This is a genomic window from Xanthomonas hortorum (assembly GCF_040279205.1).
Classification (GTDB): domain Bacteria; phylum Pseudomonadota; class Gammaproteobacteria; order Xanthomonadales; family Xanthomonadaceae; genus Xanthomonas; species Xanthomonas hortorum_F.
The window spans coordinates 1-17,028 of record NZ_JBEOLS010000032.1; the positions used below are offsets into that span (position 1 = coordinate 1).

Sequence of the window (17,028 nt, forward strand, 5' to 3'; positions counted from 1 at the left end):
ATGCGCAAACGCAAAAAAGCGTGCCGGCCAGCGGCCGGCACCTACCGATGAACGCGCCTGAAGGAAACCGCTCAAAGGTCGCGGGTTGAGGCCCTGATCAACACAGTTGCTACACGGACGTACTTGCAGCGTGTCCCGCGATGGTGAGCGGGCAAGGGCCTTGCAGCCAAGTGGAAGATCAACCGCTCTGCAACTGATCTATCCGCACTGTCCAATCACTTCACACCAAGCAGCATTTCAAATAGCCCTACACACCGAGCATCTCGACTGGTCCTTGCCCGCCCACCGTCGCGGGACCTTACGCGGCATGGATGCCGCGTAAGAGCCTACACGGACGTACTTGCGGCGTGTCTCGCGAGGGTGGGCGGGCAAGGGCCCTTCAGCCAAGCGGCAAATCAGCTGCTCTGCAATAGACCGGCCTGAAGTAGTTTTGTCAGCCGCTCTCAAACCAGAACTCGACCAATACACGGACACTGCGTGATCGCACGCACGACCGACAACTAAACCGGACTCACCCGGATCGCCAGCAACTCGCCACCGCCATCAAGCACGTAGCGGGTGCGCGTGGAGGCACTGAGCCAGGCAGTATCTCCAGCCACAATAGGTGGCAAGCCGCTATCGCGCCCAAAGCTGGCCTGACCGGCGAGCAGATGGATCGCCCAGGCGCTGCCCGGATCTGCAAAGAACAGCATGGTGCCGACCAGCGGACGATGCAGCAGCTCGGCCTGCAGCACATCGCGCCGCCACATCAGGTTGAAATCCTGGGTCGGCCCGTCGAGCAGCGTTGCACTGACCGCTTCTTCGCCAGCGAATCGGACGCGTTGGTAGGGCGGCAGCAAGTCGTAGCTGCGATCACTGCTGCCGGGAGCATCGGTGCCGCCGTCGGCGCCTACATCATGGCCGCCGTGGTCCGCGTCGCTGCCGTCGTTGCTACCGCCGCCATCGCCTTTATTGCCACTGCCACTACTACTGTTATTGCTACTGCCAGTGCCGGTGACACTCGCACCATCGCCAAACCGTAGCCGCATGCCATTGCCATGCAACAACACCAGTTCGCGATCGATGCCTGGGAAAGCAGAAAACGCCGCATCCTGCTCGATCTCGGCGATCGACAAGCGCAGCGACCACGCATCGGCATCGCCAAGGCGCAGGATCTCTCGCGTCCAGCCCAATTGATTGCGCCATCGCTCGCGCCGGTAGTCGGTGGCCGGAATCACCCGGCTGCTCAGGTCTGTCAGCTGCATTGGCGCATTGTGCCCCAAGCGTTGCGCTGGGGCCGTCATGTGTGACCAACGTGCCGCTGCGTTATGCGTATCAGCAGTAGACGTACAGCGACCTATACCTCACGCTGGATGCCGTGACTTACGCTTCATGCTCTGACCGGCGCCTCATGCTGCAACCGCCACTTCCCTGCAGTCATCTACGCATGTGCGCGCTCGCAACTCATGCGACCCCAAAACGAAAAACGCCCGGCTGCACATCCAAGTGCAACACCGGGCGATTCCACGTCCTTGTCGGCTTCCAGCCATCCCCCGGACATCCTGTCCAGTTAGGTTGCGGCCACGCATCCTCGCGTCGAACCGTATCTCGGATCCCTTCCCCTTAACGCCGTCCCACCGGTTTCACCGCCGCCCCCTTGGCAGCCTTCTTGGCGGGAGCCATCGTGGCTCCTACTTCGATCAGGTCTCGATTCCGTTCGACCGTCTTGAGTCCGATGCCCTTGACCAGTGCCAGTTCCTCGGCACTTTTGAAGGGACCGTTTGCCTGACGGTGCTCGACGATTGCCTCGGCTTTTGATCGCCCGACATTCGTCAGCACCTTGTCCAATTCCTCAGCAGACGCGGTGTTGATATCGACCTTGTCGAGCGCATACGCGTTCGAGGACAACAGCAACGCCAGTAGCAGGGACTTCAGGACTACGGTAAATGACTTCATTGCAACGCTCCTTGTGGCTTGGGTGATGGTCCTAGCCAGCATTCCTGCCGGCGGAGCCAGTGTCCCGCGCCACATGCAGCAATCCTATCGCCAACGAACTTTTCACACAGCAGGTGAACTGCGCGCCGCCTTGTAGGGAAATACCTACCCCCTCCCTTCGCAAAGGCGGCCAGCAGGCCGCAGCGTAGAATGTGGCGTTACTTCAAGCATTCGGAGCCTTCATGGACAGCGCCAAGATCGACCAATTCATCAGCGACACGTGGGATCGGGAGATCGTCCCGCAATTGGTCGATTACATCCGCATTCCCAACAAGTCGCCGATGTTCGACGCAGATTGGGTCGCGCACGGCTACATGGAGCAGGCAGTCACCCTGATGGAAACCTGGGCGCGGGCGCGGGCGATCGAGGGCATGCAGGTCGAGGTGGTGCGCCTGGAAGGCCGCACGCCGTTGATCTTCATCGAAATTCCGGCCACAGGTGCCGAATCGGGCGACGACACCGTGCTGCTGTACGGCCACCTGGACAAGCAGCCGGAAATGACCGGTTGGGACGCCGACCTCGGCCCGTGGGAGCCGGTGCTGCGCGACGACAAGTTGTATGGGCGCGGTGGCGCCGATGATGGCTACGCGATCTTCGGCTCGCTGGCGGCGGTACTGGCGCTGCGCACCCAGGGGCTGCCGCATGCGCGTTGCGTGGTGCTGATCGAAGCCTGCGAGGAATCCGGCAGCTACGATCTGCCGGCCTACGTGGACCACCTTGCCGAGCGCATCGGCAAGCCGTCGCTGGTGGTGTGCCTGGATTCGGGCTGCGGCAACTATGAGCAGCTGTGGTGCACCACCTCGCTGCGCGGGCTGACCGGTGGCAACCTGAGCGTGAAGGTGCTGGAGGAAGGCGTGCACTCGGGCGATGCCTCCGGCGTGGTGCCGTCCAGCTTCCGCTTGCTGCGCCAGTTGCTGTCGCGCATCGAGGACGAAGCCAGCGGCCGCATCCTGCTGGAAGGCCTGCATGTGGAGGTGCCGGCCGAGCGACTGACCCAGGCCAAGGCCGCAGCGGCGACGCTGGATACCGCCATCTTCGACAAATTCCCGATGGTCGAGGGCCTGGTGCCGATGCATGACGACCTCACCGAGCTGGTGTTGAATCGCACCTGGCGCCCTGCGCTGTCGATCACCGGTGTGGACGGCATGCCGCCGCTGGCCTCGGCCGGCAACGTGCTACGTCCGCAGACCGCAGTGAAGCTGTCGCTGCGTCTGCCGCCGACTGCCGATGGCAAGGTGTGCGGCGAATTGCTCAAAGAAGCGCTGCTGCGCGACCCGCCCAACGGTGCGCAGGTGACGCTGGAACTGGAAAAGGCATCATCCGGCTGGAATGCGCCCGAGATGGCACCGTGGCTGGAAAAAGCCATCGACGACGCCAGCCTGGCGTTCTTCGACAAGCCGGCCATGTACATGGGCGAAGGCGGCTCGATCCCGTTCATGGGCATGCTGGGCGAGAAGTTCCCCGGCGCGCAGTTCATGATCACCGGTGTGCTCGGCCCGCATTCCAATGCGCACGGCCCGAACGAGTTCCTGCACATCCCGATGGGCAAGCGCGTGACCGCCTGCGTGGCCAAGGTGATTGCCGAGCATCACGCCGCCTGCCTGCGTGGCGAGACCAGCGGCTCACCGGTGGCTGCCGACAGCGGCACCCGTCATGGCGGGCATGGCTGCTGCTGAGTTGGCGGTTTAGCCGACGCATGCCATCGGCGTGCGCTGAGCGATGAAGTGCTAGATCGGACTGAGTGAGGGGTCGTACGTAGGGGCGTGGGTCATTTGGCTGAGTGGTTTTTACGCATCGCCTTGCTGCGTACCCTCAACCCAACCCCTCTCCCGGTGGGAGAGGGGCTTGGAGCTTGCGCTTAGTGAAGTGCTAGTCTGCCGATCCCACTTACCTCAGTGCCTGCGATGAACAATCTCTTCGGTAGCGACAGCTGGCTTTACATCATTCTGGTCGGTTTCGTGGTCGGGCTGCTGGCGCGTTTCATTACGCCGGGCACGCAGCGCCTGGGTTGCCTGCTGACCATCGTGCTGGGCATCGCCGGTGCAGTGGTGGCCAGCTGGTTCGGGCGCTACATGGGCTGGTATCACGCCGGCGAACCGGCCGGTTTCCTCGGTGCATTGCTGGGTGCGATCGCGATTCTGGCGTTGCTGCGGCTGTTCAGCGGCAGCAAGCGTTGATCGACCCGCCGCCACTCTGACGTGGCGGCGCCTCACTTCACGGCACAGCATTTACTCATGACGTCATCCTTGCTTCCCGATACCGCGCGCGATGCGCTCCGTCTGCAATGGGCGCGGCACACGTTGAACGATCCGCAGGTCACCCTGCAACGCGCGTCGGTCGATGCGGGATTTCGCAGTTATTGGCGCACCCAAGGGAGCGGCATGGATCGCATCCTGATGGATGCGCCACCCGAGCTGGAAAATGTGGCGCCGTGGTTGCGCATGCATGCACTGCTCGACGAGCACGGCGTGCGCGTGCCGCTAGTGCTTGCGCAAGACCTTGAAACCGGATTCTTGCTGTTGGAAGACCTGGGCGTACCGACGCTGGCGCAGGTACTGACCGACGCCAATGCCGACGCCCTGCTGGATGGCGCAATCGCGCAATTGCTGTTGCTGCAACAGATCCCGCCACCTGCCGACAGCGGCATGTTCGGCGAGGCACTGCTGCAACGCGATGCCGGCTTGTTCGAGGAATGGTTTCTGGGTCGCCACCTTGGCGTGCAGTTGGACTGCGGCCAGGCCGAGCAGTTGCAGTTGGTGCAGCGGCGCTTGATGGACAACGCGCTGGCGCAGCCGCGCGTGTTCACCCATCGCGATTTCATGCCGCGCAATCTGATGCCGGTCAGCAATGGACCGGCGGTGCTGGATTTTCAGGACTGCGTGATCGGCCCGATCGCCTACGACCCGATCAGTCTGTTCAAGGACACCTCGGTGAGTTGGCCGATCGCACGCGTGGATAGTTGGCTGCAGCGCTATCACGCACGTGCCCTAGCGGCCGGATTACCGGTGCCGCCGCTGGCGCAATTCCTGCGCGACGCGGACTGGATGGGCGTGCAGCGGCATCTGAAAAACCTGGGCATCTTCTCGCGCCTGAGCCATCGCGACGGCAAGCATTGGTATCTGGATAACGTGCCGCGCTTCATCGTCTATCTGGACGAGGTATTGCCGCGTTATCCCGAACTTGCGCCACTGATCGGCTTGCTGGATGACCTGATCAAACCTGCGCTGGCTGCACGCCAGGCACAGGCAAGCGCATGAAGGCACTGATCTTCGCGGCCGGATTTGGCGAGCGCATGCGGCCGCTCACCGAACGCACGCCCAAGCCGTTGTTGAAGGTCGGCGGCACGCCGCTGATCGTCTGGCATCTGCACAAGCTGGCCGCGCTAGGCGTGGACGAGGTAGTGATCAATACCTCGTGGTTGGCCGAGCAATTTCCGCAAGTGCTGGGCGACGGCAGTGCGTTCGGGCTGCGCCTGACCTATTCCTTTGAGGGCGCCACTCCCCTGGAGACAGGTGGCGGCATGCTGCATGCGTTGCCGTTACTGGGCGATGCCCCGTTTTTGTTGGTCAATGGCGATATCTGGACCGACTTCGATTTCGCGCGGCTGTCGAGCGCGCCAGCAGGACTGGCGCAACTGGTGCTGGTCGATCAACCTGCGTATGCGGCGCGAGCGGATTTCGCGTTACAGGCTGATGGCAAAGTCAGCGCCGATCTACCTGCAACCCACACTTACGCCGGCATCGGTGTCTATCGGCCTGCACTGCTGCGCGATTGGCAATCGGTCATCGGTCAGCTGCCAGAGCAGACCGGCACGGCACCGCGGTTTGCGCTGGCACCGATCCTGCGCGCGCAGATGGCAGCAGGTTTGATCGACGGCATCCACCATCCGGGGCGCTGGACAGATGTGGGCACACCGCAGCGGTTGGCGGAACTGGATGCGCAATTGCTGCACGACGGCAGCTGATCGCACCATACAGCTGCAAAAATCCGCAATCGAGAGTGGCTGACAAAACCTCTTGAAGGTTGTATCGATAGCGGCAACGTGTTGGCCGCCGAGATTTCAACTCATCGCGGCGTTTAAATGCAGTCGAAGGCTTGGGCCAACAGCCTAGTTGGTCCAGTGCGCGGTGCCCTCGCCGCTCGCGGGACACGCCGTGAACCCGTCCCTGGGGGCTCGGTGTCGGCATCCATGCCGCCACACGGTCCCGCAATCGGCAAGGACACCGCACCAGAAAGTGAGCCGGTTACTCTCTATGGAAGCCTGCCTGTTGATCTCGTTGCGTTGCGAAGCTGATAGGACGCGGCGTTATTCAAACAGTACCCGTCACGCCTTGCTTGCAACCATGCATACCGCCCATCTCGACTGGTCCTTGCCCGCCCACCGTCGCGGGACCTTACGCGGCATGGATGCCGCGTAAGAGCCTACATGGACGTACTTGCGGCGTGTCCCGCGAGGGTGGGCGGGCAATGGCCCTGCAGCCAAACACCAGATCAGCCGCTCTGAAACTGATCTATCAGTAGTGTTCAGCACCCCTCGGAAAAACACGGTAAACGCAGTCGTTTCTCAGCCGCTCTAAGACCCACGACCCTCAAGCACCCGCCGCAAAAACGGCACCGTGATACGGCGCTTGGCAGCCAACGATTCGCGATCCAGCCGATCCAGCAAGGCCACCAGCCCGGCCAGTTCGCGTTCGCTATGGGTCAGCAGCCAGTCGATTGCTGCCTCGTCCAGTGCCAGCCCACGCCGTTGCGCACGATCGCGCAACACCGCAGCACGCCCCGCATCGTCGAGCACCGGCAGGCTGATGCGGATGCATTGCGACAGCCGCGAGCGCAGATCCGGCAGTACCAACGCCAGGCCATCAGGCATCTGCCGCGCGGTGTACAGCAGCGTCGTGCCGGCAGCGCGCGCGCGGTTGTGGAAATCGAACAAAGCCACTTCGTCGTCGCGCTGCCCGGCAATGGTGTCCAGACCATCCAGCACGACCAGGCTGCGCCCTTCCAGTGCTTCGAGCGCATCGCGCAATCGACCTGCCGCCGCATGCAGCGGCAGATAGGCCGAAGCGCGGCCGGCCTGCTCGGCCGCCGCGCACAGCGACAACGCCAGATGCGTCTTGCCGGTGCCGGCGGGGCCAGCCAGATACAGCCAGTCGCTCACCTGCCCCGCAGCCAAGGCCTGCAATTGCGCGAGTAACCCCTCGGGCGCGGCGATGTAACTATCGAAGCGCTGATCGGGCGGCGCGCGCAACGCCAATGGCAACTGCGGAACACTCACAACCGATCTGCGTCCTTGCCGGGTTCGACGATCACGCTGCGCTCGGTAGTACCCGATTGCAGCACGATGCCGGCGCGCTCGCCTGCGTACAGATCGCTGTGGGTGTACTGCTCATGTGCGTAGCGCAGCAACACGTTGGCCACCGCTGCCACCGGCAGCGCCAGCAGCATGCCGAGGAAGCCGAACAACTGGCCGCCCGCCATTACCGCAAAGATCACTGCCACCGGATGCAGGCCGATCTTGTCGCCGACGATACGCGGCGTCAGCACATAGCTTTCCAGCAACTGCCCGACCGTAAACACCACGCCCACGCCGATCAGTAACTTGAGATCGAACCCTTGCGCCTGCACCACCGCCGCCAGCAATGCCAGCACGATGCCGGTAGTGGCGCCCAGATACGGAATGAAGCTGATGAAGCCGGCAATGATGCCGATCAACAACCCCAGATTGAGTCCGATGATGGACAGGCCGGTGGCGTAGATCACGCCCAGCGCCAGCATCACCAGGAACTGGCCGCGGATGAAGCCGCCGAGCACGTCGTTGGATTCCTGTGCCAGCCGGCTCACGGTGCCGATATAGGCGCGTGGGATGACGGCGGCCACGCGCTCGACCAGACGGTCCCAGTCGCGCAGGAAGTAGAACGCCAGGATCGGCAGCAACGCCAGGTTGATCACCCAGGTCACCATCGCAAAGCCCGAACGCTGCACGTAACCGAAGAAGGTCTTGGCGGCGCCGCCGGCCTGCTCCCAATGGCTGCGGATCCAGTCGATCAGACGCTCCGGGTCCAGCCAGCCCATCAGCTCCACGCCGGTCTTGGCTTCCAGCCATGGAATGGCGGTGCTGATCGCCCAGGCACGCATCTGCGGCAGCGCGTCGATCAGGGTCATGATCTGGCGCTCGATCATCGGCACCAGGATCATCAGCGCCAGCACGAACAGCAGCAGCGCCAGCACGAACACCAACGACACCGCCATGTTGCGCGAGCGTCCGGCGCGCTCGATGCGATCCACCAGCGGGTCGCCCAGCCAGGCCAGCAGCAACGCCAGCACGAACGGCGTCAGGATCGGCGACAGCAGCGAGACAACCCACAGCACGCCGACAATCACCGCCACCCATTTGAGGCGGCGCAGGAACAGGGCAATTTCGGCTTCGGGAGTCAAAGTCATTTCAGGCGGTACTCGGCGTGCTCGTTTTCGAGAATGATCGGGCCCTCGGTCGGTACCGAAACGGGTACCAACGGGCTGTTGTCGCCGAGCATACGGTTGAGGCCAGAAATGCCCGTGAGCAATTCCAGATCCACTTCCATGCGATCGCCATTGGCGCTGACCGGGCGGATGCTGCGCACCACCGATACGCCCTGCAGCGCGGCCGAGACACGCAAGTAATCGTCAGCGCTGGTGATACCGGTGATCACCGCGCGATAGACGCCGGGCACGCCCGAGTCCACCCGCTTGGCATAGCGCTTGACCAACGCATCAGCCGCACCGTCGGCACCGGCGGCCATCGCGCGACGCGCGTCGCCATCGTTGCTGGTCCAGCTGGACAGCACGTTGCCGTTGTCGACGAACACCCAGTCGGCAGTCCAACCGGCATCGGTACGGTAGAGCTTGCCGATCAGCTGCATCGGCGGGCTGTATTTGGCCGATGCGCGCGACACCGCAGCAGTGTCCTTGCGCCAGATTGCGCCGGCCAGTGCCTGCTCGGCGGCCGCGCCACTTGGCAGGCCGAGCCGGTAGCCACGCTCGATGGCCCGGTCCAGCACGCTGCGCGCGGCATTGGCCTGGGTCACGCTGACCAGACGCGGACCGCTGCCGTCGTCGATGGCCAACCACAGCACCGGCTTGGGACGCGGCAGCGGCCACACCGGCAAGCCCAGCGCCGCGATCAGACTGTCCACATCGGTTTGCCGGAAGCGCGCCACCAGAGTGGTACGGAAGGTCGGCGCACCGGTGCGCGAGGTGCCCTGATCCTGGCGGTAGTCGTAGTGTTCAACGTAGTTGGGCGCATTGCGCAGCGCCTGCGACACTCCGGGGCGGCTCATCGCGCCGCGATCGCCGGAGACCTTGCCCAGTACCGCGCCCAGCGCGCGCGCCAGGGCACCGGGGCGATCTGACTCGCTCTGGCTATTGACCGGTACCTCGGCATCGTAGGCACTTTGCGCCTTGGCGACATCGCCTTCGGTACGCAGATCGGCCTGTGCGAAGGCCGGCAGCACGGGCGCGGCGACCACGAGGACGAGAAAGAAAGCGAGACTGCGGCGCATCGACGGTTCCATGACTTAAGCGTATCCGGGTGAATTGTTGCCCGAATGGGACGCCAGCGCCAACGTGGCTGCTAAAATCGCCGCCTTTACAGCCGAGCCCTCCCCGCCCGTGACCAGCCCAACGCCTTCCAATCCCTCGCCCATGACCTACCGTGAGGCAGGTGTCGACATCGATGCCGGCAACGCGTTGGTCGAACGCATCAAGCCGCTGGTCAAGCGCAGCTTCCGGCCGGAGGTGATGGGTGGCCTGGGCGGTTTTGGCGCCTTGTTCGACCTGTCGGGCAAGTACAAGGAGCCGGTGCTGGTGTCCGGCACCGACGGCGTCGGCACCAAGCTCAAGCTGGCGCAGCAGCTGGGCCGGCACGACACCATCGGCATCGACCTGGTCGGCATGTGCGTCAACGACGTGCTGGTGCAGGGCGCCGAGCCGCTGTTCTTCCTGGATTATTTCGCCACCGGCAAGCTGGACGTGGACACTGCCGCAGCGGTGGTCGGGGGCATTGCGCGCGGCTGCGAGCTGTCCGGCTGCGCCCTGATCGGCGGCGAAACCGCCGAAATGCCTGATATGTATCCGCCGGGCGAATACGACCTCGCCGGCTTCACCGTGGGCGCGGTGGAAAAATCGCAGTTGCTGGATGGCGCGCAGGTACGTGCAGGCGACGTGCTGATCGGCATTGCCTCTTCGGGCCCGCATTCCAACGGCTATTCGCTGATCCGCAAGATCTACGAGCGCGCCGGCGCCCCGGCCGAGTTGGTGCTGGAAGATGGCGTCAAGCTGATCGATGCGCTGATGGCGCCGACCGCGCTGTACGTCAAGCCGATCCTGGCGCTGCTCAAGTCGCACGGCCAGACGATCCACGCCATGGCCCACATCACCGGCGGCGGGCTGACCGAAAACATCATCCGGGTGATCCCCGACGGCCTGGGCCTGGACATCGACGCCAAGGCCTGGACGCTGCCGCCGGTGTTCGCCTGGCTGCAGCGCGAAGGCGCAGTGGCCGATGCCGAAATGTGGCGCACCTTCAACTGCGGGATTGGCTTTGTGCTGATCGCGTCCGCTGAGCAGGCCGCCGCGCTGGAGCAGGCGCTGGATGCGCAGTCGCTGGCGCATTGGCGCATTGGCCAGGTAGTGACGGCGCAGGGCGATGAGCGCGTGCGGATCGGTTGATCCAGGAGACTGCATGGACGCTTCCTCACTCACCTGGCAGTCCCTGCGCCTTCCTGCCATCGGCACCGTGCTCGACGTATTTAAGCCGGTAGTGCTGCTGCGTCCGCAGGTCAGGGCACTGTTCGTGCCTGTCACCGCTGCAGCGTGACACGCACTGCCCCATGACATCAGCGAATCCGACCGAATGAGTCTGCGTCTGGCCGTGCTGGCTTCCGGCCGCGGCAGCAATCTGCAAGCCATCCTCGATGCGATCGCCTGCGGCCGCCTGCAGGCAGAGGTGGTCGGGGTGTTTTCCGATCGCCCGCAGGCGCCGGTCTTGCAGAAGGTGGGCGAGGAACGGCGCTGGAGCGCCAGCCCGCGCGACTTCGCCGACCGCGCTGCCTTCGACGCCGCGTTGGGCGATGCCATCGCCGCCGCGCAGCCGGATTGGGTGATCTGCGCCGGTTACATGCGCATCCTCGGCGAGCCGTTGGTGCGTCGCTTCGCCGGCCGCATGCTCAATATCCACCCCTCGCTGCTGCCCAAGTACCGCGGCCTGCACACCCACGCCCGCGCACTGGAGGCCGGCGATGCCGAGCATGGCGCCAGCGTGCACCTAGTGGTGCCGGAACTGGATGCCGGCACGGTGATCGCACAGGCGCGCGTGCCGGTGCTGCCCGACGACACCGCCGAGCAGCTGGCCGCCCGCGTGCTGGCGCGCGAACACCCGTTGCTGCTGGCCATGCTGAACCTGCTCGCCAGCGGGCGCGTGGCGGTGCACGGCGATGGCGTCCACATCGACGGTCAGTGCCTGTTTACGCCACTGCGACTAGAGTCCGATGACACCGCACTCGCCTGAATGCGGATACGCCCTCCTCATCCTGCCTCGGACATCCTCGCGGGCCCCGTGCCCCGCTCTCAGCGCATGAACGTCATCCCGATCGCCGCCGCGCTGTTGACCACCGCCCTGCTCGCCCAAGCCGGTACCGGCCGTGCGCAACAGGCCCCTGCCGTGCCTGCGCCAGCTACTCCTGCTCCTGCCCCGGTTGCGGCACCGCCGGCTGCGCCGGCCTCTGCAGCTGCACTGCCTGCCAGCACCTGGACGCCACCGCCACTGCAACCCTTCGTGGCGACCTACCAAGCGTTTTATCGCGGCAAGGAAGCCGGCGATGCCACCATGCAGGTCAGCCACGGCGAGGGCAGCCAGTGGCGCATCGACATGTCGGTGCGCGGCCGCAAGGGCTTTGCCAGCATTCTGGGGTTGAACCTTGAGCAGAGCACCGTGTTCCAGGTCGATGGCGACACCTATGTGCCGCTGAGCCAGAGCACCGTGCGCAAGGCGATGTTCTTCGGCAAGAAGGTCACCGGCGTCTACAACTGGCAGACCGCCAGCGCGCAGTGGGACGGTGATCTGAAGAAAGAGCGCCAACAGCCGATTCCGCTGCAGCGTGGCGACCAGAGCGCGCTGTCGTTGAACCTGTCGCTGATGCGCGACGCGCAACCCGGGCGCAGCCTGAGCTATCGCTACGTCGATGTCGGCCGGGTGCGCAAATACGATTACAAGGTCGCCGATGCAACCGAAGTGGTGCAGGTCGGCGATCTGAGCTACGACGCGTTGCGCGTGTACCGCGTCAACAGCGGCGACAACGAAACCATCCTCTGGATCGCCAACGGGGTTCCTACGCCGGTGCGCATCCTGCAACGTGACAAAGGTGAGGATCAGGTCGATCTGCGCCTGGTCGAATACCAAGGAGCCTGAGCCATGAAATCCATTTCCCGCACATCTTCGCTGATTGCCGCTGCCGCACTGGCCGTGGCCAGCCTGCCCGCATTCGCCGTGCAGCCGTTCCAGGCCGATTATTCGGCCAACTACATGGGCATGCAGGCCAACGGCACCATGACCCTGGCCGCGGCCGGCGACAAGCAGTGGCGCTACACGCTCACCATCCAGAACCAGCTGGCCAATCTGACCCAGAGCACCGTGTTCGAAGAGAGCAACGGTCAACTGCGCCCGGTCAGCAGCAACGACACCTCGTCGATGATGGTCAAGCGCCGCAACGTCACTGCCAATTACGACTGGAAGACCAGCCAGGCCACCTGGGGCGGCGACATCAAGCCAGACCGCCGCGGCCCGGTGAAGTTGCAGCCCGGCGATATGGATGCATTGCTGATCAACCTGGCGATCACCCGCGACCTGGCCGCCGGCAAGCCGCTCAACTACCGCATGGTGGACGAAGGCCGCATCAAGCCGATGAGCTACAAGGTTGTCGGCAAGGAAACCATCACCGTCAACGGCAAGCAGGAACAGGCGACCAAGGTGTCGCGCGTGGACGGCGACAAGGAACTGATCGCCTGGGTGGTCAAGGACCTGCCGGTGCCGGCGCGTTTGCTGCAGAAGGAAAAGGGCCAGGACGCGCTGGACTTGACCATCAAGGCGCTGCGCTGAGTGCGCCGAACCTTCGACCAAAGGCAAAGGCTTGATTGCCACCGTAGTTCCGGTCGTAAAGTTATTTAGTGCAGTTCGCAAAGTCGTTTAGTGCAGTCAAACGCTTGCTGAGTCGAGGGCGCGGTGCCCTCACCGCTCGCGGGACACGCCGTGAACCCTTCCCTGGGGGCTCGGTGGCGGCATCCATGCCACCACACGGTCCCGCAATCGGTGAGGACACCGCACCAGAGAGTTTGCCGGCTGTTTTATTGAAAACCATGCACACCGACCATCTTGACTGGTCCTTGCCCGCTCACCGTCGCGGGACCTTACGCGGCATGGATGCCGCGTAAGAGCCTACACGGACGTACTTGCGGCGTGTCCCGCGATGGTGGGAGGGCGAGGGCCCTGCAGCAAAACCGCAGATCATCTGCTCTAAAAGCGATCTATCCGCATTGTCCAACTACTCAAAGCCGACCAATCTTTCGAGTCGGCGCGTCGTCATAGATGCAGTCAAATGCTTAGTTCAAAAGCCAAGTTAGCCGAGCGTGCGGTGCCCTCACCGCACCAGAGAGTCAGTCGGTTGCTTCCTTAAAAGCTTGTTGGTTGCTCGGCTTGCGTTGGAAAGCTGACCGAACTCACCGTTATCCGAACAAAATGCATCGTGCATTGCTTGCACCATGCACACCGCCCCTCTCGACTGGTCCTTGCCCGCCCACCGTCGCGGGACCTTAGGCGGCATGGATGCCGCGTAAGAGCCTACACGGACGTACTTGCGGCGTGTCCTGCGATGGTGGGCGGGCAAGGACCCTGCAGCCAAACAGCAGATCAGCCGCTCCACAAGTGGTCTATCCACACGGAACTATCACTTGCTGCAAAAGTGATCCATCCGCGCCGACCTAGTCACGCCTCAGGGCCTGGCCGCAGCCTTGTCATCGCCGGTACTGAACACCGTGCGGCAATCCACGCGGATCTGCGCATCGGTGCTGCGCCAATAGAACAGGTCGCAATGGCGCTTGCCTTCGACCGTCTTCTTGACTGCCACTGCGTAAAACGACTGCGCAATCTCGTCACGGCTGGCGGTGCCATCGTTGTTCCAGTCCATATCCTTGAACTCGACGCCCTGGGTGATCGCCATGCCCACCGACCAGGCGTAGGCCAGCCACGCCAGGATCAGCACGATCACGCCAAGCAACACCTTGCGGCGGGTGGTGAAGCGTCCGCGCAGGATCATGCGGTGCGCTGGATGGTCGCGCCCAGCGCCCCCAGCTTCTCCTCGATGTTTTCGTAACCACGGTCCAGGTGGTAGATGCGATCGATGGTGGTGTCGCCGTCGGCGACCAGCCCGGCCAGGATCAACGACGCCGAAGCGCGCAGATCGGTTGCCATCACCGGCGCGCCGCTGAGGCGTTCGGCGCCGCGCACGATCGCGGTGTGGCCTTCGACCTGGATATCCGCACCCAGGCGCAGCAGTTCGTTGACGTGCATGAAGCGGTTTTCGAAGATGGTTTCATTGATCACGCCCACACCGTCGGCCACGCAGTTGAGCGCCATGAATTGCGCCTGCATATCGGTCGGGAATGCCGGGTACGGCGCAGTGGTCAGGCTCACTGCGCGCGGGCGCTTGCCATGCATGTCCAGCGTGATGCTTTCGGCGGTGGTGGTGATCGTCGCGCCGGCTTCGGTGAGCTTGTCCAGCACCGCGTCCAGGGTGTCCGGACGTGCGCGACGCACGGTGACGCTGCCGCCGGTCATTGCCGCAGCGACCAGGAAGGTGCCGGTCTCGATGCGATCCGGCAGCACCGCATGGTGCCCGCCGCCCAGACGCTCCACGCCCTGCACCACGATGCGCGGCGTGCCGGCACCTTCGATCTGCGCACCGAGTGCGACCAGGCAGTCGGCCAGGTCGGTGACTTCCGGCTCCATCGCCGCGTTTTCCAGCACGGTGGTGCCTTCGGCCAGCACGGCAGCCATCAGCACGTTCTCGGTACCGGTGACGCTGACCATGTCGAACACGTAGCGGCCGCCCTTCAGGCGCCCGTTGCTGGTGGCCTTGATGTAGCCGTTCTCCACGCTGATCTCCGCACCCAGCGCCTGCAGGCCCTTGATGTGCTGGTCGACCGGGCGCGAGCCGATCGCGCAGCCGCCGGGCAGCGACACTTCGGCGGTGCCGTAGCGCGCCAGCAGCGGGCCGAGCACCAGGATCGAGGCGCGCATGGTCTTGACCAGCTCATAGGGCGCGACCTGGTGGGTGACCGAGCGCGGGTCGACCAGGATCGAGCGGCCCTTGGCCAGCGTGCCTTCGTCGATGGTGACCTCGGCGCCCAGTTCGCTGAGCAGCTTCACCGTGGTGATCACATCGTGCAGATGCGGCACGTTGCTGATCTCCACCGGCGCATCGGCCAGCAGGGTCGCGCACAGGATTGGCAGCACCGCGTTCTTGGCGCCGGAAATATTGACCTCACCGTGCAGCGCTTGGCCGCCGGTCACTACGATTTTTGCCATGGGAACTCAGGGAATCTGAAAAGGATGTCGGGGGAATGCGTTAGGTGGCCGGGAGCCTGTCTGGCGCTTGCGATCGAGGCGGATGAGCAGCCCGACCAGCCAAGGCCCGACAAACGCTCAGCCTTCGTCGGGGGTCAGCGTCTTGAGCTGCAGCGCGTGGATCGCCCCGCCCATCAACTCGCCCAGGGTCGCGTAGACCATGCGGTGGCGCGCCAACGGCGCCTTGCCGGCGAATGCGGGGCTGATCACGGTCGCCTCGAAGTGCACGCCGTCGTCGCCGTGCACGTCGACGCGGGCTTCGGGCAAGCCGGATTCGATGAGTTTACGGATGGTTTCGGCGTCCAAAGGGCGTTTCCTCATAAAATGAGCGCACATTCTACTCTTCACCCGAGTCCCGCATGGCCGTCTCGCACCTGCCCACCGCCACCGTCAGCGACGCCAGCCTGGTCGCCAGCGGCCAGCGCGTGCTGGAGATCGAGCGCGAGGCGCTGGCCGGCGTGGGCGCGCGGATTGGCAGCGACTTCGCCGCGGCCTGCCGGCTGGTACTGGCCTCGCGCGGGCGCGTGGTGGCCACCGGCATGGGCAAGTCCGGGCATATCGCGCGCAAGATCGCCGCCACCCTGGCTTCCACCGGCACGCCGGCGTTCTTCGTGCATCCCGGCGAAGCCGGCCATGGCGACCTGGGCATGATCACCGAGGCCGACATCGTGCTGGCGCTGTCGTATTCGGGCGAATCCGACGAAGTGCGCATGCTGCTGCCGGTGCTCAAGCGCCAGGGCAACCCGATCATCGCCATGACCGGCCGGCCGAGCTCTTCGCTGGCCCAGGCTGCCGATGTGCATCTGGATGTGAGCGTCTCCGCCGAAGCCTGCCCGCTGCATCTGGCGCCCACCTCCAGCACCACCGCCTCGCTGGCGATGGGGGATGCCTTGGCCGTGGCGCTGCTGGACGCGCGCGGCTTCACCGCCGATGACTTTGCGCGCTCGCATCCGGCCGGCAGCCTGGGCCGGCGCCTGCTGCTGCATATCACCGATGTGATGCACAGCGGCGATGACTTGCCGCGCGTACGTGAGGACGCCAGCCTGAGCGAGGCGCTGATGGAAATGAGCCGCAAGCGGCTGGGTATGACCGCGGTGGTGGACAACGAGGGGCGCCTGATCGGTCTGTTCACCGACGGCGACCTGCGCCGCGCGCTGGACAGCGACATCGATGTGCGCAGTGCCGGCATTGCGCAGGTGATGACGCGCAACCCCCGCACCATCGGCGCCGACCAGCTGGCCGCCGAGGCCGCGCGGCTGATGGAGGATTACAAGATCAACGGTTTGATCGTGGTCGATGCGCAGCAGCGCGCGGTCGGCGCATTGAACATTCACGACCTGTTGCGCGCCAAGGTGGTTTAACAGGTTCAGTTTCAAACGTTGGAACCCCGTTCTCACCGA

At 64.4% G+C, this 17,028-nt stretch carries 18 protein-coding genes; 10 read left to right on the forward strand and 8 right to left on the reverse strand.

The window, feature by feature from the left end; all coding sequences use genetic code 11:
- Nucleotides 1-500: 500 nt before the first annotated feature.
- Nucleotides 501-1,244: a HutD/Ves family protein gene (locus tag ABS769_RS13335; RefSeq protein ID WP_317062075.1), complete on the reverse strand. Its 744-nt coding sequence runs from the start codon at nucleotides 1,242-1,244 to the stop codon at nucleotides 501-503.
- Nucleotides 1,245-1,602: 358 nt separating this feature from the next.
- Complete coding sequence (locus ABS769_RS13340) at nucleotides 1,603-1,977, reverse strand: ComEA family DNA-binding protein (protein ID WP_006452365.1); 375 nt, start codon at nucleotides 1,975-1,977, stop codon at nucleotides 1,603-1,605.
- Between the two features lie 179 nt (nucleotides 1,978-2,156).
- Here ABS769_RS13340 and ABS769_RS13345 point away from each other — a divergent pair, with 179 nt between their 5' ends.
- From ABS769_RS13345 to murU, 4 genes are all read left to right on the forward strand, one after another.
- Nucleotides 2,157-3,650 carry a M20 family metallopeptidase gene (locus ABS769_RS13345; RefSeq protein WP_317062076.1) on the forward strand — a complete coding sequence of 498 codons (1,494 nt, stop codon included), beginning with the start codon at nucleotides 2,157-2,159 and terminating at the stop codon, nucleotides 3,648-3,650.
- Nucleotides 3,651-3,878: 228 nt separating this feature from the next.
- Nucleotides 3,879-4,151 carry a GlsB/YeaQ/YmgE family stress response membrane protein gene (locus ABS769_RS13350; protein ID WP_006452367.1) on the forward strand — a complete coding sequence of 91 codons (273 nt, stop codon included), beginning with the start codon at nucleotides 3,879-3,881 and terminating at the stop codon, nucleotides 4,149-4,151.
- A 57-nt stretch (nucleotides 4,152-4,208) separates the two neighbouring features.
- A complete protein-coding gene (locus ABS769_RS13355) occupies nucleotides 4,209-5,231 on the forward strand; it encodes an aminoglycoside phosphotransferase family protein (protein WP_317062077.1) in 1,023 nt (340 codons plus the stop codon).
- Complete coding sequence (gene murU, locus ABS769_RS13360; protein WP_317062078.1) at nucleotides 5,228-5,938, forward strand: N-acetylmuramate alpha-1-phosphate uridylyltransferase MurU; 711 nt, start codon at nucleotides 5,228-5,230, stop codon at nucleotides 5,936-5,938. The genes ABS769_RS13355 and murU overlap by 4 nt, the downstream gene beginning before the upstream one ends.
- A gap of 609 nt (nucleotides 5,939-6,547) precedes the next feature.
- Here the strand turns inward: murU and hda are convergent.
- From hda to ABS769_RS13375, 3 genes are read right to left on the reverse strand one after another with little or no spacing between them, the layout of a single operon-like run.
- A complete protein-coding gene (gene hda / locus ABS769_RS13365; RefSeq protein ID WP_115040589.1) occupies nucleotides 6,548-7,249 on the reverse strand; it encodes a DnaA regulatory inactivator Hda in 702 nt (233 codons plus the stop codon).
- Complete coding sequence (locus tag ABS769_RS13370; protein WP_317062079.1) at nucleotides 7,246-8,415, reverse strand: AI-2E family transporter; 1,170 nt, start codon at nucleotides 8,413-8,415, stop codon at nucleotides 7,246-7,248. Before ABS769_RS13370 ends, hda begins: the two co-directional genes overlap by 4 nt.
- Entirely contained in the window at nucleotides 8,412-9,524 is a 1,113-nt protein-coding gene (locus tag ABS769_RS13375; protein ID WP_317062080.1) for a DUF2066 domain-containing protein, read from the reverse strand. Before ABS769_RS13375 ends, ABS769_RS13370 begins: the two co-directional genes overlap by 4 nt.
- A 22-nt stretch (nucleotides 9,525-9,546) precedes the next feature.
- Here ABS769_RS13375 and purM point away from each other — a divergent pair, with 22 nt between their 5' ends.
- The 5 genes from purM (at nucleotide 9,547) to ABS769_RS13400 (ending at nucleotide 13,105) form a co-directional block, all read left to right on the forward strand.
- Nucleotides 9,547-10,680, forward strand: a complete 1,134-nt coding sequence (purM, locus tag ABS769_RS13380; RefSeq protein ID WP_317062081.1) for a phosphoribosylformylglycinamidine cyclo-ligase — start codon at nucleotides 9,547-9,549, stop codon at nucleotides 10,678-10,680.
- 13 nt (nucleotides 10,681-10,693) lie between these two features.
- On the forward strand, nucleotides 10,694-10,828 hold the full coding sequence (locus tag ABS769_RS13385) for a hypothetical protein (RefSeq protein WP_317062082.1): 135 nt from the start codon (nucleotides 10,694-10,696) through the stop codon (nucleotides 10,826-10,828).
- A 36-nt stretch (nucleotides 10,829-10,864) separates the two neighbouring features.
- A complete protein-coding gene (gene purN, locus ABS769_RS13390; RefSeq protein ID WP_317062083.1) occupies nucleotides 10,865-11,518 on the forward strand; it encodes a phosphoribosylglycinamide formyltransferase in 654 nt (217 codons plus the stop codon).
- Nucleotides 11,519-11,584: 66 nt separating this feature from the next.
- Nucleotides 11,585-12,418, forward strand: coding sequence for a DUF3108 domain-containing protein (locus ABS769_RS13395; RefSeq protein WP_268214524.1), 834 nt, complete (start codon nucleotides 11,585-11,587; stop codon nucleotides 12,416-12,418).
- Nucleotides 12,419-12,421: 3 nt separating this feature from the next.
- On the forward strand, nucleotides 12,422-13,105 hold the full coding sequence (locus ABS769_RS13400) for a DUF3108 domain-containing protein (RefSeq protein ID WP_023904627.1): 684 nt from the start codon (nucleotides 12,422-12,424) through the stop codon (nucleotides 13,103-13,105).
- A gap of 889 nt (nucleotides 13,106-13,994) precedes the next feature.
- On the opposite strand, the gene ABS769_RS13410 is transcribed toward ABS769_RS13400, so the two are convergent.
- The 3 genes from ABS769_RS13410 to ABS769_RS13420 form a co-directional block, all read right to left on the reverse strand.
- A complete protein-coding gene (locus ABS769_RS13410) occupies nucleotides 13,995-14,318 on the reverse strand; it encodes an EF-hand domain-containing protein (protein ID WP_317062087.1) in 324 nt (107 codons plus the stop codon).
- Nucleotides 14,315-15,589: a UDP-N-acetylglucosamine 1-carboxyvinyltransferase gene (gene murA / locus ABS769_RS13415; RefSeq protein ID WP_317062088.1), complete on the reverse strand. Its 1,275-nt coding sequence runs from the start codon at nucleotides 15,587-15,589 to the stop codon at nucleotides 14,315-14,317. Before murA ends, ABS769_RS13410 begins: the two co-directional genes overlap by 4 nt.
- Before the next feature lie 117 nt (nucleotides 15,590-15,706).
- The gene (locus ABS769_RS13420) at nucleotides 15,707-15,934 is read right to left on the reverse strand and encodes a BolA family protein (RefSeq protein WP_016905061.1); all 228 of its coding nucleotides are present in this window, start codon (nucleotides 15,932-15,934) and stop codon (nucleotides 15,707-15,709) included.
- A gap of 53 nt (nucleotides 15,935-15,987) precedes the next feature.
- On the opposite strand from ABS769_RS13420, the gene ABS769_RS13425 reads away from it, so the two are divergent.
- Nucleotides 15,988-16,989 (forward strand): KpsF/GutQ family sugar-phosphate isomerase, encoded by a 1,002-nt coding sequence (locus ABS769_RS13425; protein ID WP_168959300.1) that lies wholly within the window; start codon nucleotides 15,988-15,990, stop codon nucleotides 16,987-16,989.
- Nucleotides 16,990-17,028 lie beyond the last annotated feature (39 nt).